Below are 22,638 nucleotides of genomic sequence, written 5' to 3'. Positions count from 1 at the left end.
CGTGACAATGCCCGTACCGGTGCCCCTGGAGCAGCGCCCCACCTGGCGCGCGCGAATGGAATACCTGGGCTATCAAATAGGCCGCAGCCCGCTGACCATTGCCGGCCTGACCATCACCCTGATCGTGCTGATCTGCATGGCTTTCGCGCCGTGGCTGGCCAGCCATGACCCCAATGCCCTCAACCTGGCCCAACGCCTGGCCGAGCCTTCGGCCGAACACTGGTTTGGCACCGATGAAGTCGGCCGCGACCTGTTCAGCCGGGTGCTGTACGGCAGCCGCCAGTCGGTGGGCGTCGGCCTGTTCGTGGCGTTTTCGTCCTGCCTGGTGGGCGGGTTGCTGGGCTGCCTGTCGGGGATTATCGGCGGGCGGTTCGACAGCCTGATCATGCGCCTGATGGACATCATGCTGTCGGTGCCGTCCCTGGTGCTGATCATGGCCCTGGCCGCAGCCCTTGGCCCGAGCCTGTTCAACGCGATGCTGGCGATCACCGTGGTGCGCATTCCGTTCTATGTGCGCCTGGCTCGCGGCCAGGCCCTGAGCATTCGGCAGATGGGCTACGTCAAGGCGTCCCAGACCTTCGGCGCCGGGCGCTGGCACATCGTGTCGTGGCACGTGGGCCGCAACGCCATGCCGCCATTGCTGGTGCAACTGAGCCTGGACATCGGCAGCGCGATCCTGATGGCCTCGGCCCTGGGTTTCATCGGCCTCGGTGCGCAACAGCCCACCGCCGAATGGGGCGCGATGGTCGCCACCGGGCGCAATTTCATCCTCGATAACTGGTGGTATTCCACCTTCCCGGGGCTGGCGATCCTGGTCACCGCCACCGGTTTCAACCTGCTGGGTGACGGTGTTCGTGACCTGCTCGACCCACGGCAACAGGGGAAATGACCATGTCCAGCCCGGCAGTGCTTGCCATCGACAACCTGAGCCTGGAGTTCCCGGCTTACCGCAATAACGTCCAGGCCCTCAACGGCGTGTCCTTGCACGTCAACCCCGGCGAAGTCGTCGGCGTGGTGGGTGAGTCCGGCTCCGGCAAATCCGTCACCGCGATGCTCAGCCTGCGCCTGCTGCCGGAGCGCAGCTACCGGATCACCGCCGGCAGCCTGCAGATGCTCGGCCGCGACATGCTGGCTGCCAGCGAGAAAGAGCTGTTGCAGATTCGCGGGCGTGACGCGGCGATGATCTTCCAGGAGCCAATGACCGCGTTGAACCCGACCCGGCGCATCGGCCGGCAGATGCTCGACGTGATCATCCATCACCAGCGCCTGAGCAAGGCCGACGCCCGCGCCAAGGCCATCGCCCTGCTGCGGGACATGCACATCGCCGACCCCGAACAGGTGCTCGACAGCTACCCCTTCGAACTCTCCGGCGGCATGCGCCAGCGGGTGATGATCGCCCTGGCGTTCTCCTGCGACCCGCAACTGCTGATCGCCGACGAACCCACCACCGCCCTCGACGTCACCGTGCAACGCCAGGTGCTGTTGCTGCTGCGGGAAAAAGCCCGGGAACGCGGCACCGCGATTTTGCTGATCACCCATGACATGGCCGTGGTCTCGCAGTTCTGCGACCGGGTCTACGTGATGTACACCGGCGCCGTGGTGGAAGAAGGCCCCACTGCCCAAGTCATGAGCGACCCGCGCCACCCCTACACCCAGGGCCTGCTCAGCGGTTTGCCGGAACAGGTGAAACCCGGCGACGACCTGCTGACCATCCCCGGCCAGGTGCCCAACCTGGCCGCCCTGCCCTCAGGCTGCACCTTTCGCGAACGCTGCCCTCAGGCCATGAGCCAATGCACCACGCGCCCGCGCCTGGATCTGATCAACCCTGCCGGCACCCGCAAAAGTGCGTGCTGGCTGACTGCCGGGGAGTCGGTGTAATGACAGTGTCCCAGGATTCACTGCTGACCCTGCGAGATGTACGGGTCAAATTCCCGGTAAAAACCGACTGGCTGGGCCGCCCGCGCGGTTACGCCCACGCCCTCAACGGCATCGACCTGCAAGTGCGCCGAGGGGAAACCCTGGGCATTGTCGGCGAATCCGGCTGTGGCAAAAGCACCCTCGCCCAACTGCTGATGGGCCTGGTCAAGCCCAGCGATGGCGAAGTCGACTGGGTCTACGAAAGTGCCCGGGAACGCCACCGCCACGTACAGATCGTGTTCCAGGACCCGCAATCGTCCCTCGACCCGCGCCTGCCCATCTGGAAAATCATTACCGAACCGCTGTACGCCCTCGGCGACACGCCCAAGAGCGAAATGCGCACCATCGCCGCCAAGGTCGCCGCCCAAGTGGGCATCCGCGCCGAATACCTGGACCGCTACCCGCACCAGTTCTCCGGGGGCCAACGGCAACGCATCGCCATCGCCCGCGCCCTGGCGTCCAACCCGAGCATCCTGGTGCTGGACGAGCCCACCTCGGCGCTGGACATCTCGGTGCAGGCGCAGATCCTCAACCTGCTGGCGGAGCTGCAACGGCGGCTGGGGCTGACCTATATCCTGATCTCCCACAACGTTTCCGTGGTGCGGCACATGGCCGACCGGGTGGCGGTGATGTACCTGGGGCAGATTGTGGAGCTGGGGTGTGCCGAGCAGGTGCTGGAACAGCCGAAGCATCCGTATACCCAGCTGCTATTGGAAGCGGTGCCCAAGCTTGGGGTGGCGCTGGATGATGCCTACGTCAGTGCGCCGACGGAGCTGCCGGGGAACCGGGTGTTGCCGGCCGGGTGTTTCTTTCTCGACCGCTGCCCTAGGCGCACCAAAGGGTGTGAGCGGCCGCAGCGGTTGACGGGGGGGATGAGTCAGCAGGTGCGGTGTCATCTGGAGCATCCGTGAGGCCTTGAGTCGAACGTGGCCTCTGCCTGGGCGGCAGAGGTTTCCTCCATCGGCAATGCTTCAGCGCTCGACCAGTAAGGTCCTTGGCAATACAAACCCTTCAAAGCTGCGCTGAGTGATCGGGTTGTTGGCCTTTTCCGCGCTGACCCGATACCGCATGACCCCGTCCGCCACCATGAATGTCAGGTCAACACTGGTGGGCGTGCGACCGTTGAGCTGGCCACGACTCAGCAACCGGAACAATGACCAAGGCCCCCGCTGGCCAAGAGTGGCGGTGTTTCCGGTGGTGTGGACCAACGTCAATTGGCTGCCACTGACGCTGCCCAACGTGTTGGGCCAGACCAGGCCAGTGCGTTGGAGCGGCCCGTGGCTGTAGGGGATCATCTGCCCGTCGACACTCAGCACACTGCTCAAGCGCGTATCCCCCCATGACCTCTCGCTGAGGGCAATCCGTCCTACAAGAAAAAACGCAATTTCCGACAGACCTTCCTTAAAACCGCCACTCCCCCATCTATTAACGAGCCAGCACCAAAAAAATGCGCTATTCCCTACAACACGGTGCCCATAACGCCGCTGTACGGAACCAATACACGACACCAGCAGATCGCTACGCCGTGCGCTGCAACCCCCCACACCAACGGCGAAAGGAGGACGCATGACACAGGACGTCATGAACCAGAAAACCCACCCTAAATCAGTCGACAGACAATCAGGTGAGCGCCTGCGAACGCTGCTCCACGAATGCAGCATTTCCCCGATGGCGTTTTCCGAGTTTCTGAACGTCAGCCCTCAGTGCCTGAATAATTGGTTTATGCGCGGCATCCCCAAGCGACGTATCGCCGAGATTGCAGGGCTTCTGAGTGTCAATGATGTGTGGCTGGCAACAGGCGCAGTTCCAGCCTTGATCGTGGCCAATCAGAAACAAAAATGTAGCACTCGGTAACACCCGGCCCCATTGCAGTGCACCTTCACCGCAACGGGGCCCCGCTTCCTCCCGCCCCTGCGGCCCCCGCACCCCATGGCGCAATTCGTGCATCTGTCGCCACTCCCCTACCACCTGAATTCCCCATGCGCCCCAAGGAACTGAAACTCTGGACCTCCGGTGTCGCCCACCTGCTGGACCTGCCCGCCGGCCACCCTCGGCTCTCGGGCTTGAGCCACTGGTTGCGGCAGATCTGCCCGGTGGATCATTTCGTTCTGTTTGTCTACGAAGGCAATCACCGGCCACTGGCGATGTTCGATACCTTCTGCGCCGACAAGCGCGGGGTGTATGTCGATGACTACCAGTGCGGCCCGTACCTGCTGGACCCGTTCTACCTCGCCTGCACCCGCGGGCAGGCGCCGGGGCTGTGGCGGTTGCGGCAGTTTGCGCCGGACCACTTCTACCTCGGCGAGTATTACCTGACCTATTACCAGCAAACCGGGCTGGCGGAAGAAGTGGCGTTTTTTGTCGACCTCGGCGGCGGCGCCACGGCGGTGTTGTCGCTGATGCGCTCCACCGCCAGTTGCGCGTTCAGTCGCGACGAGATGCAGTTGATCGAATGCGCCCAGGCGGTGGTGGAACAGGTGATCAACGAGGCCTGGCGCCTGCGCCAGGCACAACAGCCGCGACCGGCCCAGGACCTGGACTTCAAGATCCGCGAAGCCTTCGATCAGTTCGGTGCCCACATCCTCACCGGGCGCGAACAGGAGATCGTGCAACTGTTGTTGCGCGGTCACTCCAGCGCCTCAGTGGCGGAGCAACTGAGCATCAGCCCGGGCACGGTGAAGATTCACCGCAAGAACATCTACGCCAAGCTCGGCATCGGCAGCCAGTCGGAACTGCTTGGCCTGTTTATCCGCGACCTCACCGGCCAGGAACTGGTGGCCGTGGCCTGATGCCTGAAAGCGACTCTATCCCCCAAGGGATATATACAGCGTAAAACCCCGATTGCTAGTTTGGCCCTCGACGCAATGAGTCATCACTGCACATCGAGGAAGCCGGACCGTGAACGACACTTCGCCAAGCGACATCGAATTCTGCAACGTGGTCAAACGCTACGGCGAGGTGCAGGCCGTCAATGGCCTGGATTTCTCGGTGCGGCGTGGCTCGTTTCACTCCTTCCTCGGCGGCTCGGGCTGCGGCAAGACCACCACCCTGCGCATGATCGCCGGCTTCGAGCAGCCCACCAGCGGCGAGGTGCGCCTGGCCGGCAAAAACGTCGCCGGGGTGCCCGCCTTCGAGCGCCCGGTGAACATGGTGTTCCAGCATTACGCGCTGTTCCCGCACCTCAGCGTGGCGCAGAACATTGCCTATGGCCTGCGCTATCGCACCCCGCGCCCCGACAAGAAAACCCAGGCACGCATGGCCGATGAAGCCCTGGAGATGGTGCGCCTGAGCGGCTTCGGCCAACGCAAGCCCAGCGAACTGTCCGGCGGCCAGCAGCAGCGTGTAGCCCTGGCCCGGGCGCTGGTGAACAAGCCTACGGTGTTACTGCTGGATGAGCCCCTGGCCGCCCTGGACCGCAAGCTGCGCAAGGAGATGCAATCGGAACTGCTGCGCTTGCAGCGTGAAGTCGGCATCACCTTCGTGCTGGTGACCCATGACCAGGAAGAAGCGCTGTCGATGAGCGACAGCATCAGCGTGATGCACAACGGTTCGATCATCCAGACCGCCACCCCGGAACAACTCTACGAGACGCCGGCCAGCCGTTACGTCGCCGACTTTATCGGCGAGTCCAACCTGTTCAACGGCACGGTGCGCCGCCTGCAGGGCAACTCGGTGGTGTTGCGCACCGCCCAGGGCCTGGAGCTGACCAGCCCGCTCACCCCCACCGGCAAAAGCCTGAATGCGGATACCGAAGGCTGCATCGCGGTGCGCCCGGAGCTGATCAGCATTGCCGGCGCCAGCGCCGACCTGGCCCGGGAAGTCACACTGCCGGGTTGCGTCGAAGACCGCATCTACCTGGGCAACTCCACCGAATACCGCGTGCGCACCCAAGCCTTTGGCGTGGTCTGCGTGCGAGTGCCACGCCAGCAGGATCAAGGCCCGCAGGCGTTCGAACACGGCGCAGCGGTCAGCGTCGGCTGGGATCACGCCAATGGGTTGGCCATGGCGTTGTAAATCACCTTTTATCCAACGAATGTGGAGCGTGTCATGGACCAGAAGACCTTTCTCAAAACCCTGCGCAGCTGGCAGAACGGTTCCATCAGCCGTCGTGAGTTCCTTGGCCGTACCGGGCTGGGGCTGGCCGCCGCCGTGGTCGCCACGAACATGCCGGGGCTGCTGACCTCCACCGCCGAGGCCGCCGAACAGGCCAAGCTCGGTGATCGCCTGTCCCTGGCCACCTGGCCCAATTACCACAGCCAGGAAAACCTCGACAATTTCGCCAAGGCCACCGGCGCACGGGTGTCCATGAGTGTGTTCGGCTCCAACGAAGAAATGCTCGCCAAACTGCAGGCCGGCGGCAGCGGCTGGGACGTGCTGGTGCCCACCAACTACACCATCAGCACCTATGTGGGCCTGGGTTTGATCGAACCGCTGGACCTGTCGCGCATCCCCAATTTCGATGCCTCGGACTTCCAGCAGAAATTTATCGCCCAGGGCACGGTGGACGGCAAGGTGTATGCGGTGCCGAAAAACTGGGGCACCACCGGCATGTGCTACGACACCGAAAAGCTCAAGAACGGCCCCACCAGCTGGAAGCAATTCTGGGACATGGCCCAGGGCCCGGCCAGTGGGCGCACGATGGTCCACGACTACCAGTTGACCGCCATCGGCAACGCCCTGAAGAGCTTCGGCTACAGCTTCAACTCGCTGGACCCCAAAGAGCTGGCCGATGCTGAAAAACTGCTGATCCAGGTTAAGCCGCATTTGTTCGCGATCAACTCCGACATCCAGCCCTCGATGCGCAGCGGTGATGCCTGGCTGGCGATGTCCTGGACCGGCGACGCCTCGCAGTTGCACCGCGACCTGCCGCCGATGCACTTTGAGTTGGGCAAGGAAGGCGGCGAATTGTGGAGCGACTTCTTCGCGATTCCCAAGAGCTCGGAGCACAAGGACGCAGCCTATGCCTTCATCAACTACCTGCTGGACCCGCAGCACAACAAGCTGGAAGTGTTGAGCCATGGCTACCCGAGCGGTGACAAGCGGGTGGACGCGTTGTTGCCGGTGGCGATGCTCGACGATCCGATCATGTACCCGGCCGCCGAGGCGTTGAGCCCGCTGGAATTTGGCGCGGCGGCGACGCTGACCAGCCCGGCCCGGGCCGAGTTGATGGCGCGATTCAAGTCCGCCTGATCACCCAGCCATGGCCACTGAGGAGTCACCCATGAACGCCGCCACTCACCCTTCCACGGTGACCGCCCTGCCCCTTGCCGCCCGCCAGCGGCGCAACCTGGGCCGGCGTATCACCCTGCTGATGCTGTTGCCGTCGACCCTGTGGTTCCTGCTACTGTTGTTGATGCCGCTGGTGATCATCCTGGTCTTCAGCTTCGGCGACCGCAGTGCCGTAGGCGGCTACGCGGGTGGCTTCACCCTGGCCAACTACCTGAACCTCGGTTCACGGGCCGCGGCCTTCGGCAACACGCTGATGCTGGCGCCACTGGGTACGCTGGTGTGCCTGGTGGCGGCCTATCCGCTGGCGTACTTCCTGGCGGTCAAGGTCAGTAAGAACCGCTCGCTGCTGCTGACCCTGGTGATCGTGCCGTTCTGGACCAGCTTCCTGATCCGCACCTACGCCTGGATCTTCCTCCTCAGCGGCAAGGGCATCCCGGCCCTGCTGGCGAGCCTGGGCCTGGAAGATGTGCGGTTGATCAACACGCCCTGGGCGGTGCTGATCGGGATCGTCTACGGCTACCTGCCGCTGATGGTGTTCCCGATCTACGTCAGCCTGGAAAAACTCGACAAACGCCTGCTGGAAGCCTCGGCAGACCTGGGCGCCAGCGCCTTTGAAAGCTTTCGCCGGATCACCCTGCCGCTGTCCGCGCCGGGAATCATCACCGGGGTAATGCTGGTGTTCATCCTGTTGATGGGCGAGTTCCTGATCCCGGCCATCCTCGGCGGCGGCAAGGTGTTTTTTGTCGGCAATGCCCTGGTGGACCTGTTCCTGCAATCGCGTAACTGGCCGTTCGGCAGTGCGCTGGCGATGACCCTGGTGGCGATGATGCTGCTGATCATCGGCGTGTATTTGAAGCTGGTGGCACGCTACGGCGGCCGCCCTGCCGACGGAGGCTTGTGACATGTGGCTGCGCAGCTATTCGACTTCGCTGTACCTGTTTCTGTATGCGCCGATCGCCTTGATCGTGCTGTTCAGCTTCAATGCCGGGCGCAGTGGCCTGGCGTTCGAGTGCTGCTCGGTGCAGTGGTTCGGCCGGGCCTTTGGCAACCCGTTCATCATGGAAGCCCTCGGGCACAGTGCATTTATCGCCACGTGCTCGGCGTTGATCGCCACGCTGTTCGGCACCCTGGCGGTGTTCGGCCTGCAGCGTGCCGGGGCCAAGGTGCGGCTGCTGTTTGACGCCCTGACCTACTGCGCGATCATCGTGCCCGGTATCGTCATCGGTATCTCGACACTGATCGCCTTCATCAGCCTCTTCGATGTGATCAACCCGCTGCTGGCGAGCTGGATGCCCAGCGTGCCGCGTTTGAACATGGGCTTCTTCACGGTGATCGCCGCCCACTCGCTGTTCACCATGGCGCTGGTGATGGTGATCGTGCGCAGCCGCGTCGACACTCTGGACAAGGCGCTGCTGGAGGCGTCTGCCGACCTGTATGCACCGCCGATGCAGACCTTCTGGCGGGTGACCCTGCCCCAGATCAGCCCGGCAATCATGGCCGGCTTCCTGCTGGCGTTCACCTTCAGCTTCGACGATTTCATCATCGCGTTCTTCGTCGCAGGCTCGGAGACCACCTTGCCGATCTACATCTTTTCCTCGATCCGGCGTGGGGTCACACCGGAGATCAATGCAGTCTCGACGGTGATCATCTGCCTGTCGCTGGCCTTGCTGTTTACGTCTCGCCACCTGCAAAACCGCCGTGTCCAGGAGCCTCACCATGCGTGATCAACTTTATATCAACGGCGAGTGGGTCAGCCCGGACCTGGGCGGCTACCTCGACGTGATCGACCCGGCCACCGAGCAGGCCTTCGCACGCGTGGCCGCCAGCACCGAAGAAGACATCGATCACGCCGTGCGCGCCGCCCGCCGCGCCTTCGACAATGGCTGGAGCCAGACCAGCGGCGCCGAGCGCGGCCAGTGGCTCGACGCCCTGGCGGATGAGCTGGAACACGCGCAGCCGGCGTTGGCGGAACTGGAAGTGCGCGACAACGGCAAGCCCTTGCCCGAAGCCCAATGGGACGTGGGCGATGCGATTGGCTGCTTTCGCTATTACGCCGGCCTGGCGCGGGAGCTGGACCAGCGCCAGGACCAGCCACTGGCGCTGCCTGACGCGCGCTTTCGTTGCCGTATTCGCCACGAGGCGATTGGCGTGGCCGGGCAAATCATTCCCTGGAACTACCCACTGCTGATGGCCGCGTGGAAGGTCGCGCCGGCCCTGGCGGCCGGTGCCACCGTCGTGTTGAAACCTTCTGAGCTGACGCCCCTGACCGCCCTGGAACTGGCCGCAGCCGCCGACCGTATCGGCCTGCCCGCCGGGGTGTTGAACGTAGTCACCGGCCTGGGCCAGGACGCCGGCAGCCCACTGACCGAACACCCCGGCGTCGACAAACTGGCCTTCACCGGCAGCGTGCCCACCGGGGCAAAAATCATGGCGGCGGCGGCCCGCGACATCAAGAACATCAGCCTGGAACTGGGCGGTAAATCGGCGTTCATTGTGTTCGACGATGCCGATATTGAAGCCGCCGTGGAATGGATTCTATTCGGGATTTTCTGGAACCAGGGCCAGGTCTGCAGCGCCACTTCACGCTTGCTGGTGCAGGAAACCATCGCCTCGCGCCTGATCGAACGGCTGGTGGAAGAAACCCGCAAGATCACCATCGGTTCGGGCATGGAGCCGGGCGTATTGCTGGGGCCGCTGGTCAGCCAGGGGCAGCATGAAAAGGTCCTGGGTTTTATCGACCAGGGCCTGGCCAGCGGCGCCCGCCTGCTGACCGGAGGCCGGCGCCCGGCGCACCTGGAGCGTGGGTATTTCATCGAGCCTGCAATCTTTGACGAGCCGGCGCTCAACAGCATCCTCTGGCGCGAAGAAGTGTTTGGGCCGGTGCTGTGCGTCAAGCGGTTCAAGACTGAAGAGCAGGCCCTGCAGATGGCGAATGCCAGCCGCTTCGGTTTGGCAGCCGCGGTGATGAGTGCCGACCTGGCACGCACGGCGCGGGTTGCCAATCAACTGCGGGCGGGGATCGTGTGGGTCAACTGCTCGCAACCGACCTTCGTCGAGGCGCCGTGGGGCGGGATGAAGCACAGCGGGATCGGGCGTGAGCTGGGGGAATGGGGCTTGCACAATTACCTGGAGGTCAAGCAGGTGACGGAGTACATCAGTGAGGAGCCGTGGGGCTGGTACCTGAACTGAAACGGTTTGCAGGATTATCAGAGAGATGGGGTCACGTATTTAACAAGATTTTCATATCCGCAAGGCTATGATCTGCCACCTCGTTGGGGAGTAGCCTGCTTCGGATTCTCGAAGCGTTCGTATCAACATTCTCGGCAACATGCCGTGGTGCGAACACCATTTTGGTTGGTGAGACCAGCGACACATCCATGCCTGAAGTCGGGCGTGTGGCTGTGTCGTTGACTCATATAGCCCGACTGGAAGCCTTACCGTGAACCCCATTTCCCTGATTCTTCTCGCCCTGGCCATGTCCACGGACGCCTTTGCGGCGGCCATCGGCAAAGGCTCCAGCCTGCACAAACCACGCTTGACCGAAGCCCTGCGGGCCGGCCTGATCTTTGGTGTGATTGAAGCCATCACGCCGATTATCGGCTGGGCCATCGGCCAGGCTGCCACCCGCTGGGTGGAACAGTGGGACCACTGGATCGCCTTCACCCTGCTGGTCGCCCTGGGCCTGCACATGATCTACAACGGCCTGAAGGCGGATGATCCTGAGGAAGAGAAACCGACCCAGCACTCGTTCATGATCCTTGCAGTCACCGCGTTTGCCACCAGCATTGATGCCCTGGCCGTGGGTGTGGGCCTGGCATTTGTCGATGTGAATATCCTGGTGGCCGCGGCGGCTATCGGTGTGGCGACGATGACCATGGTGACTATCGGCATGATGCTCGGCCGGGTGCTGGGCACGGTGGTGGGCAAGCGCGCCGAGATGGTCGGCGGCGTGGTGTTGATGCTGGTGGGTGCGACGATTTTGTATGAGCACCTGTCGGCCTGATCAACCCATACCAAAATGTGGGAGCTGGCTTGCCTGCGATGGCGATGTATCAGTCGACATCATTGTTGACTGATACATCGCCATCGCAGGCAAGCCAGCTCCCACACTGGATCTACTGCAACTTATCGAGCGTAACTCAGGCTGCGTGTTTTTCTTTCTTCAGGCTGTCGATGTCGATCACAAACCGATACTTAACATCGCCCTCGAGCATGCGCTCGTAGGTAACTCTTGGCCATTTCGTTCACCTGTGCGTTCAGACGGTTGAAGTCAGTTGACCCGCATAGACGCTGAACCGTTCAACCGAGCACGTCCATACAATCTGCACGGCAGCCCGGCCCCTAAGCTGGCGACTTTTCGATCACGCTGAAAAGTGCTGGAGAATGGGCATGTGCAAGAAAGTCACAACGATATCCCTGGCCTTGACGCTGCTGGGCGCGCAGATGATGGGCAGCGCGTGGGCGGCAACACCGAATGTGGCCGTGGCGCCGCAGTACGACACCAGTCACGTCTACGTCGCCCCGGCCGATGTGGACCGCTTTGCCGAGAGTTTTCTCGCCACCTTCGGCGGAAAAAGCACGCCCCAGGTGGTGGTGAATGTACTGCCGGTGCCCAGCAGCACCACCTCGCAACTGCTGCAGACGCCGGCGGGAACGGTGTCGCTGTTCGGCTTCACCACACCCGTCCCGCACCCGTTCGGCCAGGAGCGCAACGGCTACCTGGTCAAGGACATGGACGCGGCGCTCAAGGCGGCCCGCGCCAACGGAGCGGCGGTGATCGTGAGTGATTTTCCTGACCCCATCGGCCGTGATGCCGTGATCCAGTGGCCGGGCGGCGTCAACATGCAGCTCTACTGGCACACCAAGACCCCGGATTACGCGGCGTTCCAGACCGTGCCGGAAAACCGGGTGTACGTCTCCAGCGATCGCGCCGACACCTTCATCAAGTCCTTCGTCGGGTTTTCCCACGGCAAGGTCCTGGCCGATGACAAGCATGCGCCAGGGGTCGATATCGGCCAGGCCAGTGGCAGCTACCGCCGCGTGGACATCGAGTCGCCGTTCGGGCGCATGGCCGTTTTGGTCACCAACGGCCAACTGCCCTACCCCTTCGGCCATGAAACCACCGGCTATCAAGTGGCCGACCTGACCGACACCCTGGGTAAAGCCACTGGTTCCGGTGCCCGGGTGCTGGTCCCGGCGTTTGACACCAAGGGCCGGCGCAGCGCGCTGGTGGAATTCCCGGGCGGTTACGTCGCGGAGATCCACCAGCTCAGCGGGGCAAAATGATCCGCCACACAGGCTGGGGCCTCGTGGTGCTGTGGCCGCTGCTGGCTGGCGGCGTCCACGCTGACGACCAACCGACGCGCCCGGCGATCAAGGCCAACCGCTGGCAGGAAGACTGGTCGGTGCTCAAGGACCCGGCGCTGTGTACGCAGCCGCTGGACAACCTCAAGTACATCCCGCTGTCCGCTGCCAACCCGTTCACCTACCTGTCCCTGGGCGCGACCTTGCGTGAGCGCTTCGAGATGAACGACGCCAGCGGCTTCGGTGTTAAAAACGTAGCCCGCGACCGGTACCTGATCCAGCGGTTCCAGGTGCATGCCGACCTGCACCTGAATGAAAACTGGCGAGTGTTCACCCAGTTGGAAGATGCCCGGGCCTATGACAAAACCTCAATCGGTGGCGCCGACCAGAACCGCGTCGACCTGCGCCTGGCCTTTGCCGAATACATCAACACCTTCAGTGCCGGCACGTTCAAGGGCCGTGTTGGCCGGCAGGACTTTGCCTTCGACTTGCAGCGTTTCATCTCGTCGCGGGACGGGCCGAATGTGCGCCAGTCCTTTGATGCCCTGTGGGCCGACTGGGAAACCCGTGACTGGCGTTTTATCGGGATCGCCAGCCACCCGGTGCAGTACCAGGACGAGCGGCACTTCGACGATAAATCCAACGCTGACATGCAGTTTCACATGCTGCGGGTGGAGCGGCTGGTGGGTGGCAAAAATGAGCTGTCGGCTTATTACGGGGTGTATGAACGCAGCGATGCCCACTATCTGGACGGCGACGGCGATGAGACTCGTCAGTTGTTCGACGCCCGGCTGGGGGGCGCGGCCCTGGGCTTCGATTGGGACATTGAAGCCATGCTGCAAGGTGGCTCGGTGGGCCACAAGGATATTCGCGCCTGGGGTGGCGGCAGCCGCGTGGGCTACACCTTCGACAGCCTGGCCTGGGCACCGCGCCTGGGCCTGCAGATGGATATTGCCTCGGGCGACCGCCACGCCGGTGACGGCACGGTGGGTACGTTCAACCCGCTGTTCCCCAATGGCTACTACTTTTCCCTGGCGGGTTATACGGGCTTCAGCAACCTGATTCACGTCAAGCCGTCGATCACCGTCAAGCCTATCGCCAGGCTGAGCGTGCAGACCGCCGTCGGCCTGCTCTGGCGGCAAACCACCGCCGACGCGGTCTACACTCAGCCGAACCTCCCGGTTGCCGGCACCGCAGGCCAGGGTGAACGCTGGACCGGCGCCTACGCTCAAGTTCGCACCGATTACGTGTTTACCCCCAACCTCACCGGCGCCGTCGAGGCCGTGCACTACGCGGTCGGCCAGACGCTGCGGGATGCAGGCGGCCATGACAGCAATTACCTGGGGGTCGAACTCAAGTTCAGCTGGTAAACCCAACCAAGCACACCCGTACAAGCGCTGCAGGCGCCTGTTCGACAATAGTCAGCCTTTGCCTTCGTACTCACCCAAGGAGTTTCCATGAGCACATTCCTCACCAAAGACGGTACCGAAATCTACTTCAAGGACTGGGGCAGCGGTAAGCCCGTGCTGTTCAGCCACGGCTGGCCGCTGGACGCCGACATGTGGGAATACCAGATGGAATACCTGAGCAGCCGCGGCTACCGCACCATCGCCTTTGACCGACGTGGTTTTGGCCGCTCGGACCAGCCCTGGACCGGCAACGACTACGACACCTTCGCCGACGATATCGCCGAACTGATCAACCACCTGGACCTGCAGGACGTGACCCTGGTGGGCTTTTCCATGGGTGGTGGTGACGTCGCCCGCTACATCGCACGCCATGGCAGCGCGCGCGTGGCCGGCCTGGTGTTGCTGGGGGCGGTGACGCCGCTGTTCGGCCAGAAAGCCGACTACCCGCAAGGCGTTCCCACCGAGGTGTTTGACGGCATCAAGGCCGGCCTGCTGAAGGACCGTGCGCAATTCATTTCCGACTTCAACACGCCGTTCTTCGGCATCAACAAGGGCCAGAAAGTCTCCGACGGCGTACTGACCCAGACCTTGCAGATCGCCCTGCTCGCCTCGCTCAAGTCCACCGTGGATTGCGTTACTGCGTTCTCGGAAACCGACTTTCGCCCGGACATGGCCAAAATCGACGTACCGACCCTGGTCATCCACGGTGACGGCGACCAGATCGTGCCGTTCGAAACCACCGGCAAGGTGGCTGCCGAGATGATCAAGAACGCTGAATTGAAGGTGTACAAGGATGCACCACACGGCTTCGCGGTCACCCACGCCGAAGCCTTGAACGCAGACCTGCTGGCGTTCCTGAAGCGCTGAACCGATTGCATCACCTCCTTTTGGCCGGGCTTGCCCGGCCTTTTTTATTCAGGCCTGGCGCAGCACTCCGTCCCACTGCTGGTTGAGCGCCCATTTCCCGGGCCCGGCAATCAGGATGCTGGTGAAAATGATCAGCAGCAGCCAGCCAAACTGCCCTTCGAACAGTGTCCACTGCGGATGCACCACCAGCATCGCGATCAGCAGCACGCTCAAGATAGGCAAGCAGGCCAGGCGCACCAGCACCCCGGCGATGATCAACAGCGGGCACAGTACTTCGGCGAAAATCGCCAGCAGCAGTGTCACGCTCGCCCCCAGGTGGAAGGGATCTTCGATCACCTTCAACTGTTCGCCATAGTCCAGCAGCTTGGGCAGGCCATGGACCCACAGCAGGAACAATCCCCCGCTGACCCGCAAAAACAGCAGCCCGAAATCCCGTGCCCGTTCATCCCGTTGTGATGCGTTCATATGCAACCTGTCCCCGTGACGTCCACCGGCCTTTTTACGCCGGAACCGGAGCCGATTGTGCGGCGACGCACGCCTCGGAAATTGCAGCGATGTGCTGACCTGGCAGCTCACTCGCCCGTGCCGGCAAACCCCGCGACGATCTCGTCGATGACCACCCGCACCCGCGCGGTATGCCGCAGGTCGGCATGGGTCACCAGCCACACATCGTAGGGCAATGGCCGCGTACGCTCCGGCCACAGGCGTACGAGCCCGTCCCTCTCACCGCAAATCAGCGGAATTTCACCGATGCCCAGGCCCGCAGCGATGGAGCGGCGCACCAGCAGGCTGGAACTCAAGGCCGCGACGATGCGCCCGCGCCCCAGCGGCTCAGACACCAGGGTCAGGTCTTTTTGGCTTTGCAGGTGCGGTTGGTACACCACCAGGTCGTGCCCTTCGAACAGGCTGCCCGGCTCCGGTGCGCCGTAACGGTCGATATACACCTGCGAGGCAAACAGCCCCACCGGCCAGCGGGCGATACGCCGGGCGATCAGGTCGGGATTGTCCGGGCGGGTGTTGCGCACGGCGATGTCGGCTTCGCGTTTGGCCAGGTTAAGGAACTGGGTCGAAGCGTCCATCTGCACGCGCACGTCGGGGTGCGCGTCGTGCAGCCGGGCGATGGCCGGGATCAGGAAGTCGATGGCCAGGGAGTCGGTGGTGGTCACCCGCACCGTGCCGGTCAGGCGGTCGTCCAGGCCCTGGACCTGACGCTCCAGGTCGAGGGCCGAGCGCTCCATTCTCTCCACCGATTGCAAGGCGGCTTCACCCACCGCTGTGAGTGCATAGCCTTCGGAGGTGCGCAGGAACAACGTCGCGTTCAGGGACTTTTCCAGGGCATTGACCCGGCGGCCCACAGTGGCCTGGTCCACCCCCAGCACCCGCGCGGCACCGCGCAATGTGGATTCGCGGCACACCGCGAGGAACACCCGCGCATCGTCCCAGTTCATGGCTTCCCCTTGCGATGCATTTTTGCATCATCGTGACGTGTAATCGCAGCATTATTGCATCACTTATCACGGCTATGCTGGGCACCAGAGAAAATCCTCAGGACCGCCAGCCTGCTGAACTGCCGCGGTCCCAACCCATACGTTCATTGCTACAGGTGCGCTCAAATGAATCTGCCCCACGAAATGACCCTGATCGAAATCACCAGCCCCGGCGGCCCCGAGGTCCTGAAACCCCGCCAGGAGCCCATGCCGGTAGCCGGCCCCGGCGAAGTGCTGATCCGCGTGCACGCCGCGGGGGTCAATCGCCCTGACGCCCTGCAACGCGCCGGCACCTACCCGATGAAGCCCGGCATGAGCCCGTTCCCCGGGCTGGAAGTGGCCGGCGTGGTGGTCGCGCTCGGGGAAGGCGTCAGCGAGTACGCGCTGGGCGACAAGGTGTGCGCCCTGACCAATGGCGGCGGTTATGCGCAGTACTGCGTGGTGCCCGCCAGCCAGGCCTTGCCGGTTCCCGACGGCATGGAGTGGATTCAGGCGGCGGCGATTCCGGAAACCTTCTTTACTGTGTGGGCCAATCTGTTTGGCATCGGTGGCGCGCAGAAAGGCCAGAGGGTACTGATCCATGGCGGCACCAGCGGCATCGGCACCACCGCGCTGATGCTCTGCCGCGAGCTGGGTATCGAAGCGTTCGCCACCGCCGGCAGCGCAGAAAAATGTGCGGTCATCCGCGAACTGGGGGCCGAACCGATCAACTACCGGGAACAGGATTTCGCCGAGGTTATCGCTGAAAAAACCGCGGGCCAGGGCGTTAACGTGATCCTCGACATCATGGGTGGCTCCTACTTGAACAACAACATCAGCGCCCTGGCCATGGAAGGTCGGCTGGTGATGCTGGGCTTCCTGGGCGGTGCCCGTGCCAAGGACATCGACCTGCTGGCGATCCTCGGCAAACGCGCAATCGTCACCGGCTCGTTGCTGCGCTCCCGTACCCGGGAAGAAAAAGCTGCGATTGCCGCGCAACTGCGCAAGCATGTGTGGCCGGTGCTGTCGGCCGGGCGTTGCCTGCCGATGATCGACAAGGTGTACGCCTACACCGACGCCGCGCAGGCCCATGCCCGCATGGAGGGTGGCGACCACATCGGCAAGATTGTGTTGCGGGTGGAATGAAAAAACGCTGCGGATCAGGCCTGGTTTTTCACCAGGGCCTGATAGGTTTGCGCCTCGGCGAACAACCACTCGCAGAACTCCCGCTGCTTGTTCGCCGCACGCTCCCGTGGCGGCCACACCAGCCAATACGGGTAAGGGTACGGCGCGGTGATCTCACTCAACTGCACCAACTCTCCCCGCCCGATGGCGTCCTGCACCAGGCTGCGCCGATCCAGCGCGATGCCCTGCCCCAGCCGCACCGCCTCCAGCACCAGGTTTGAATCGTTGCTGCACAGGCCCTGACGCTCAACCATCACGTCCACACCGGCCGCCTGGCACCAGGGCAACCAGGATTCGGTGCTGTGAATAATCCGGCTCTGGATGATCTGCGCTGGCGTGCGCGGCAGTTTCCCGCCATTGAAGTGTGGCGCCGCGACCACAACCAACTCGTCATGAAACAGCAACTTCTGCTCCACGCCGTCCCAGTCGCCCTTGCCCATGCGAATGCCGATATCCACTGACTCCTGATGCAGGTTGGAAACCGTCAGGCTGGCTTGCAGGCGGATGTTGACGTCGGGGCAGCGCTGCTGAAACGCCGGCAGCCTGGGGATCAACCAGGCGCGGGCAAACGAGGGGATGACCGCGACCACCAACTCGCCCATTTTCGGCTGGGCCTGGATCGTCCGGGTGGCATGCTCGATGTCCGCCAGTGCCTGGCGAATCTGCAGTGCATACAGGCGACCATCTTCGCTGACACGCAGCCCGCGACCTTCACGCACAAACAGGGTGAGGCCGACCAGCTCCTCCAGCGCCTTGATCTGCTGGCTGATCGCCGAATGGGTGACGTGCAATTCCTTGGCCGCCAGAGTCACGCTGCCCAGCCGGGAGGTGGCTTCGAAACTGCGCAATGCGGTCAAGGGAGGGAAAGCATTCATGTAAGCCTGGCTAACCTTTCATGATAAAAAAGATCGATATTACAGGGGTTGATCCCCCGATAAAGTAATCTGAATTTAACACTGCGGTAAATGGAGGCTTCATGAAACTGGTCGGCATGCTGGACTCACCCTACGTACGCCGCGTAGCCATTTCCCTGGAACTGTACGGTGTCGCGTTTGAACACCAGGCACTGTCGGTGTTCAGCACCTTCGATGAATTCTCCAGGATCAACCCGGTGGTCAAGGCCCCGACCCTGGTGCTCGACGACGGCACGGTGTTGATGGACTCCGGCCTGATCCTCGAGTATCTGGAAGCGCTGGCGCCGGACGGCGACAAGCTGATGCCCCGGCAAGCAGCGGCACTTGCCAAGGACTTGCAAGTGATCGGCCTGGCGCTGGCCGCGTGCGAAAAGACCGTGCAGATCGTCTACGAACATCACCTGCGGCCCGCCGAAAAACTTCATCAGCCATGGATCGACCGCGTGACCGGGCAGCTGCTGGCGGCGTATTCGTTATTGGAGGCGTTGGTGGCGGAGCGCGACAGCGACGCGCCGCTGACCCAGGCGAGCCTGACAGCGGCGGTCGCCTGGTCCTTCACCCAGCTCAAGATTGCCGACGTGATCAAGGCGGATGCCTTCCCCCACTTGCAACGCCACGCGGCACGCGCAGAACAGCATCCGGCCTTCAGCAAGTTCCCGGTCGAGTAGTCGGGCTTACCCGGCGTACACCGGGTAATCAGTGAAGCCCACCTCGGTGCCGCCATACAGGCCGGCAGCGTTCAACGGGTTCAGCGGCCAACCGTTGAGGATGCGCTGGGGCAAGTCGGGGTTGGCAATGTACGGTCGACCAAATGCAATCAGGTCTGCCAGCCCCGCCTCTACCAGTCGCACGCCGCGCTCTGCGGTGTAGCGGCCGGCGTAGATGATGCGACCGCTGAAGGTGTCGCGCACCGCCCGGCGGAACGACTCGGGCAGCTCGGGGGCGTTGTCCCAGTCGGCCTCGGCAATCGACACATAAGCAATGCCGGCCGCTTCGAGTACCTTGATCGCCTCGATATAGGTGTGATGCGGGTCTTCTTCCACCAGGCCGATGTAAACCCGGTCCTGATCGGTGCCGCTGAACAACGGCGCAAAGCGCACACCCAGGCGTTCCGGGCCGACCACATCGGCCACCGCCTCGACGATTTCCCGCAGGAAGCGCAGGCGATTGTGCAGCGAGCCACCGTACTCGTCCTCGCGCTGGTTGGAATGCGCCGAGATGAACTGGTTGACCAGGTAGCCGTTGGCCGAATGAATCTCCACGCCATCAAACCCGGCGGCCAGTGCATTTCTGGCGGCCTGGGCGTAAAGCGCCACCAGCTCTTTGACTTCAGCGGTCGCCAAGGCGCGAGGTTCTGGCGGCTGCACCAACTCCCCCGTGCCCGGCCCGGTTGCCACGAATGCCTTCGCCTGCTGCGGCTGGATTGCCGACGGCGCGACGGGTGCTGCACCGTCGGGTTGCAGGTCGTAATGGGACACGCGGCCCACATGCCAAAGCTGGGCGAAGATCACGCCGCCGTCGGCATGCACCGCATCGGTCACCGTGCGCCAGCCGTCGATCTGCGCCGGGGTGTAGATGCCCGGGGTCCAGGCATAGCCCTGGCCGCGGGGCTCGATCTGCGTACCCTCGCTGACCATGAAGCCGGCCGTGGCACGCTGGCGGTAATAAACGGCCATCAAGTCCGTGGCAATGTCGCCGGGCTGAGCGCTTCGCTGGCGCGTGAGCGGCGGCAGGACGATGCGGTTTTTCAGGGTGTGGTGCCCCAGTTTGATCGGGGTGCCTAAAGCGCTGTTGCTCATGAGTGGGTTCCAGAGTCGAATTTCGGGCGTGCAGAAGCTGCCGGCTCCCCGTCAGGGAGCCGCCAACCACTTGCTTTTTTTCGGGGGGGGTCTGCGGGTTACGCGGTGAGCTTCAACAGCGCCTTGGCAACGTCGCTTGAACTGGCAGGATTCTGCCCGGTGACCAACAGGCCATCTTCAATCACAAAGGACTGCCAGTCGGCGCCTTTCTCATACTTGCCGCCCAGTGCCTTGAAATCATCTTCGATCAGGAACGGCACCACGTCAGTCAGGCCAACCGCCGCTTCTTCAGAGTTGGAGAAGCCGGTGACACGACGGCCCTTGACCAGCGGCTCACCATTGACCGCCTTGACGTGACGCAAGGCGCCCGGGGCGTGGCACACAAAGCCGATCGGCTTGCCGGCACGCTCAAAGGCTTCGATCAGGGCGATGGAGGTTTTCGACTCAGCCAGGTCCCACAGCGGGCCGTGGCCGCCTGGGTAGAACACGGTGTCGAAGTCACCGGCGTTGACCGAGTCCAGCTTCAGCGTGGTAGCCAGGGCCTGCTGTGCCGCCGGGTCGGTGGCAAAGCGGCGGGTCTGGTCGGTCTGCGAGTCCGGCAGGTCGCTGACCGGGTCGAGCGGCGGCTGACCACCGGCCGGCGAGGCCAGGGTCACGTCGGCCCCGGCGTCCTTGAACGCGTAGTAGGGAGCAGCAAATTCTTCGAGCCAGAACCCGGTCTTGCGGCCGGTGTTGCCAAGCTGGTCGTGAGAAGTCAAAACCATCAATACTTTCATGTGCCAGTGCCTCGGGGTGATGTGGGTTGGAATGGAAGCAAGCTTAGGAGCCGGGCCAGAACCGCACAATGTCATGTCCGCAAGGATTCCGGACATTGCACCATGCCGGTTGCCGTTTACCCGGCACACGCCGACAATCACTGCTCCGCGCCCCCTGGAGAGATGAGATGCACAGCATTGCGCTGATGGTTTACCCGAACTTCCAATCCTTGAGCCTTAGCCTGGGCTCGGTGTTCGAGTGCGCGAATCTGCTGCGTGGCGAGCAGGCGTATGAGTTCCACCTGGTGTCGGAGAGTGGCGGCCCGATCATGACGTCCCAGGGTTTCTCGGTGAACAGCACGCCGATAAGGCCTGAGGGCTATGACACATTGATCGTCAGCGGTTACCTGGAGTTCCAACTGCCTGACGCCAACCTGTTGAAGCTGGTGCAGGCGGCCTCGAAGCAGTCGCGGCGGATTGCGTCGCTGTGCATGGGCATCTTCGTACTGGCCGAGGCCGGGTTGCTTGAGGGCAAGCGCGCGACCACTCACTGGCTGCACGCACCGGCCTTTGCCAAGCGCTACCCGCAGATTCGCCTGGAGGAAGACAAACTGTTCGTTGTCGACGGCCAGATCTGGACTGGCGCCGGCATGAGCGCCGGGGTGGACCTGGCGTTGGCCATGGTAGAGAACGACCTGGGCAGCGACCTCGCCCGGCGCATCGCGCGCAAGCTGGTGATTGCCCAGCGGCGTGGCAGCGAGCAGTCGCAACTGTCGGCGTTGCTGGAGCTGGACCCCAAATCCGACCGCGTGCAGCTGGCCCTGGCCTACGCCCGGGAGAACCTGACCCACGACCTTTCCGTCGAAGCGCTGGCGGCGGTCGCCCGGCTCAGCCCGCGCCAGTTCAGCCGGGTGTTCCGCGAGGAAACCGGGCAAACCCCGGCCAAGGCCATCGAGTCCCTGCGGGTGGAAGCGGCCCGGGCGATGATGGAGACCAGCCGCCATCCGGTGGAAGTGGTCGCCCGCGAGACCGGGTTCGGTGATCGCGAGCGCATGCGCCAGGCATTCCTGCGGGCGTTCGGGCAGCCGCCGCAGGTGATGCAGGCGGCGCTGTTCAGTGCCGGGGCTGGCGCGGCATTCAACTGATGGGTTAGTGCAGGGCCGCGCGAGTCACCAGGAAACTCAGCAGGTTCGGCTCATCATCCAGCTCGATGGCCTGCACCGGGCGCGGCAGGTTATCCAGCACCGAGCGCCAGAACGCCTGGCTCACTTCATCCTGGTCATAGAACCGCACCAGCCAATTCGCCTCGCCGCTGCTCAACACCTGGGTGGCGATGGCGCGGCCAATGCCTTTGCGGCGGTAGCGTTTCAAGATGAACAGGTCGGCCAGCTCCAGGGCGTCGATCCCCGGCAGTTCGCTGCCCTCGATCAGCAGGAAGCCGGCGATAAAACCGTCGACCAACAACAGGTTGGCGCTCCACCGTGGGTCTTCCCAGTAGCGGGCCAGGTGTTCCTCATGAATGTAGAAGCGCCCGTCCACCTCGACGTCTTCCTGTTCCCAGTCCGAGGACTCGTAGGCGTAGAACTGGTAGAGGTTGGCGATCAGCGCGGCGTGTTCAGGGCCGGTCTCGATCAATTCGACGGTGGTATCGGGGATTGCAGGCATGGGCATCTCGGCACAAAAACAGGGCGTCATTGTCAACAAAAGCCGCTGACAATGCCAATCCATCCGCCAAGCTTTCTGCTTGCTGAATCAATTGCGCTTTTCTCTTGTCAACGACAAAATCATTACAA

General features: G+C 63.2%; 23 protein-coding genes, 1 pseudogene and 1 riboswitch. Of the genes and pseudogenes, 17 read left to right on the top strand and 7 right to left on the bottom strand.

Features of this window, described 5'->3' with window-relative positions:
• Positions 1-7 precede the first annotated feature (7 nt).
• The 3 genes from ddpC to V3W39_RS31800 are packed head-to-tail and all read left to right on the top strand — an operon-like array spanning position 8 to position 2,828.
• Positions 8-889, top strand: coding sequence for a D,D-dipeptide ABC transporter permease (gene ddpC / locus V3W39_RS31810; protein WP_371132087.1), 882 nt, complete (start codon positions 8-10; stop codon positions 887-889).
• The gene (locus V3W39_RS31805; protein ID WP_177044086.1) at positions 886-1,878 is read left to right on the top strand and encodes an ABC transporter ATP-binding protein; all 993 of its coding nucleotides are present in this window, start codon (positions 886-888) and stop codon (positions 1,876-1,878) included. Before ddpC ends, V3W39_RS31805 begins: the two co-directional genes overlap by 4 nt.
• A complete protein-coding gene (locus tag V3W39_RS31800; RefSeq protein ID WP_177080027.1) occupies positions 1,878-2,828 on the top strand; it encodes an oligopeptide/dipeptide ABC transporter ATP-binding protein in 951 nt (316 codons plus the stop codon). The genes V3W39_RS31805 and V3W39_RS31800 overlap by 1 nt, the downstream gene beginning before the upstream one ends.
• A gap of 60 nt (positions 2,829-2,888) precedes the next feature.
• On the opposite strand, the pseudogene V3W39_RS31795 reads toward V3W39_RS31800, so the two are convergent.
• Positions 2,889-3,239 (bottom strand): annotated as a pseudogene (locus tag V3W39_RS31795) (type VI secretion IcmF C-terminal domain-containing protein); the annotation flags it as partial.
• A gap of 244 nt (positions 3,240-3,483) precedes the next feature.
• Between V3W39_RS31795 and V3W39_RS31790 the strand changes: the two are divergent.
• From V3W39_RS31790 to V3W39_RS31740, 11 genes are all read left to right on the top strand, one after another.
• Positions 3,484-3,771, top strand: a complete 288-nt coding sequence (locus tag V3W39_RS31790; RefSeq protein ID WP_177115651.1) for a hypothetical protein — start codon at positions 3,484-3,486, stop codon at positions 3,769-3,771.
• Positions 3,772-3,896: 125 nt separating this feature from the next.
• Positions 3,897-4,706, top strand: coding sequence for a response regulator transcription factor (locus tag V3W39_RS31785; protein ID WP_177044083.1), 810 nt, complete (start codon positions 3,897-3,899; stop codon positions 4,704-4,706).
• Positions 4,707-4,815: 109 nt separating this feature from the next.
• Complete coding sequence (locus tag V3W39_RS31780) at positions 4,816-5,931, top strand: ABC transporter ATP-binding protein (RefSeq protein WP_330214057.1); 1,116 nt, start codon at positions 4,816-4,818, stop codon at positions 5,929-5,931.
• 33 nt (positions 5,932-5,964) lie between these two features.
• Positions 5,965-7,107 carry an ABC transporter substrate-binding protein gene (locus V3W39_RS31775; RefSeq protein WP_330214056.1) on the top strand — a complete coding sequence of 381 codons (1,143 nt, stop codon included), beginning with the start codon at positions 5,965-5,967 and terminating at the stop codon, positions 7,105-7,107.
• A 31-nt stretch (positions 7,108-7,138) separates the two neighbouring features.
• Complete coding sequence (locus V3W39_RS31770; protein ID WP_177044080.1) at positions 7,139-8,047, top strand: ABC transporter permease; 909 nt, start codon at positions 7,139-7,141, stop codon at positions 8,045-8,047.
• A gap of 1 nt (position 8,048) precedes the next feature.
• Positions 8,049-8,870, top strand: coding sequence for an ABC transporter permease (locus tag V3W39_RS31765; RefSeq protein ID WP_177080024.1), 822 nt, complete (start codon positions 8,049-8,051; stop codon positions 8,868-8,870).
• Positions 8,863-10,335: an aldehyde dehydrogenase family protein gene (locus tag V3W39_RS31760; protein WP_177044078.1), complete on the top strand. Its 1,473-nt coding sequence runs from the start codon at positions 8,863-8,865 to the stop codon at positions 10,333-10,335. The genes V3W39_RS31765 and V3W39_RS31760 overlap by 8 nt, the downstream gene beginning before the upstream one ends.
• 71 nt (positions 10,336-10,406) lie before the next feature.
• Positions 10,407-10,575: riboswitch (yybP-ykoY riboswitch) on the top strand.
• 10 nt (positions 10,576-10,585) lie between these two features.
• Complete coding sequence (gene mntP / locus V3W39_RS31755; protein WP_177134389.1) at positions 10,586-11,149, top strand: manganese efflux pump MntP; 564 nt, start codon at positions 10,586-10,588, stop codon at positions 11,147-11,149.
• A 386-nt stretch (positions 11,150-11,535) separates the two neighbouring features.
• Positions 11,536-12,432, top strand: coding sequence for a glyoxalase (locus tag V3W39_RS31750; protein ID WP_330214055.1), 897 nt, complete (start codon positions 11,536-11,538; stop codon positions 12,430-12,432).
• Positions 12,429-13,820: an alginate export family protein gene (locus tag V3W39_RS31745; protein WP_330214054.1), complete on the top strand. Its 1,392-nt coding sequence runs from the start codon at positions 12,429-12,431 to the stop codon at positions 13,818-13,820. Before V3W39_RS31750 ends, V3W39_RS31745 begins: the two co-directional genes overlap by 4 nt.
• A gap of 87 nt (positions 13,821-13,907) precedes the next feature.
• Positions 13,908-14,726: an alpha/beta fold hydrolase gene (locus V3W39_RS31740; RefSeq protein ID WP_177080021.1), complete on the top strand. Its 819-nt coding sequence runs from the start codon at positions 13,908-13,910 to the stop codon at positions 14,724-14,726.
• 48 nt (positions 14,727-14,774) lie between these two features.
• On the opposite strand, the gene V3W39_RS31735 is transcribed toward V3W39_RS31740, so the two are convergent.
• Positions 14,775-15,191 carry a DoxX family protein gene (locus V3W39_RS31735; RefSeq protein WP_177115645.1) on the bottom strand — a complete coding sequence of 139 codons (417 nt, stop codon included), beginning with the start codon at positions 15,189-15,191 and terminating at the stop codon, positions 14,775-14,777.
• Between the two features lie 107 nt (positions 15,192-15,298).
• The gene (locus tag V3W39_RS31730; protein WP_330214053.1) at positions 15,299-16,174 is read right to left on the bottom strand and encodes a LysR family transcriptional regulator; all 876 of its coding nucleotides are present in this window, start codon (positions 16,172-16,174) and stop codon (positions 15,299-15,301) included.
• Between the two features lie 165 nt (positions 16,175-16,339).
• On the opposite strand from V3W39_RS31730, the gene V3W39_RS31725 reads away from it, so the two are divergent.
• The gene (locus tag V3W39_RS31725) at positions 16,340-17,338 is read left to right on the top strand and encodes an NAD(P)H-quinone oxidoreductase (protein ID WP_177134400.1); all 999 of its coding nucleotides are present in this window, start codon (positions 16,340-16,342) and stop codon (positions 17,336-17,338) included.
• A gap of 14 nt (positions 17,339-17,352) precedes the next feature.
• Here the strand turns inward: V3W39_RS31725 and gcvA are convergent, their stop codons facing one another.
• A complete protein-coding gene (gene gcvA / locus V3W39_RS31720; protein WP_330214052.1) occupies positions 17,353-18,252 on the bottom strand; it encodes a transcriptional regulator GcvA in 900 nt (299 codons plus the stop codon).
• A 101-nt stretch (positions 18,253-18,353) separates the two neighbouring features.
• On the opposite strand from gcvA, the gene V3W39_RS31715 reads away from it, so the two are divergent.
• Complete coding sequence (locus V3W39_RS31715; RefSeq protein ID WP_330214051.1) at positions 18,354-18,959, top strand: glutathione S-transferase; 606 nt, start codon at positions 18,354-18,356, stop codon at positions 18,957-18,959.
• Between the two features lie 6 nt (positions 18,960-18,965).
• Here the strand turns inward: V3W39_RS31715 and V3W39_RS31710 are convergent, their stop codons facing one another.
• Positions 18,966-20,090 carry an alkene reductase gene (locus V3W39_RS31710; RefSeq protein ID WP_330214050.1) on the bottom strand — a complete coding sequence of 375 codons (1,125 nt, stop codon included), beginning with the start codon at positions 20,088-20,090 and terminating at the stop codon, positions 18,966-18,968.
• A gap of 98 nt (positions 20,091-20,188) precedes the next feature.
• On the bottom strand, positions 20,189-20,866 hold the full coding sequence (locus V3W39_RS31705; RefSeq protein ID WP_259200792.1) for a type 1 glutamine amidotransferase domain-containing protein: 678 nt from the start codon (positions 20,864-20,866) through the stop codon (positions 20,189-20,191).
• A gap of 167 nt (positions 20,867-21,033) precedes the next feature.
• Between V3W39_RS31705 and V3W39_RS31700 the strand changes: the two genes are divergently transcribed.
• Entirely contained in the window at positions 21,034-21,990 is a 957-nt protein-coding gene (locus tag V3W39_RS31700; RefSeq protein WP_177080017.1) for a GlxA family transcriptional regulator, read from the top strand.
• A gap of 4 nt (positions 21,991-21,994) precedes the next feature.
• On the opposite strand, the gene V3W39_RS31695 is transcribed toward V3W39_RS31700, so the two are convergent.
• A complete protein-coding gene (locus V3W39_RS31695) occupies positions 21,995-22,501 on the bottom strand; it encodes a GNAT family N-acetyltransferase (RefSeq protein ID WP_177044096.1) in 507 nt (168 codons plus the stop codon).
• Positions 22,502-22,638 lie beyond the last annotated feature (137 nt).

This window comes from Pseudomonas sp. Z18(2022) (assembly GCF_036346535.1).
GTDB classification, from domain to species: domain Bacteria; phylum Pseudomonadota; class Gammaproteobacteria; order Pseudomonadales; family Pseudomonadaceae; genus Aquipseudomonas; species Aquipseudomonas yamanorum_A.
This window is presented reverse-complemented; position numbering and strand designations above follow the sequence as displayed.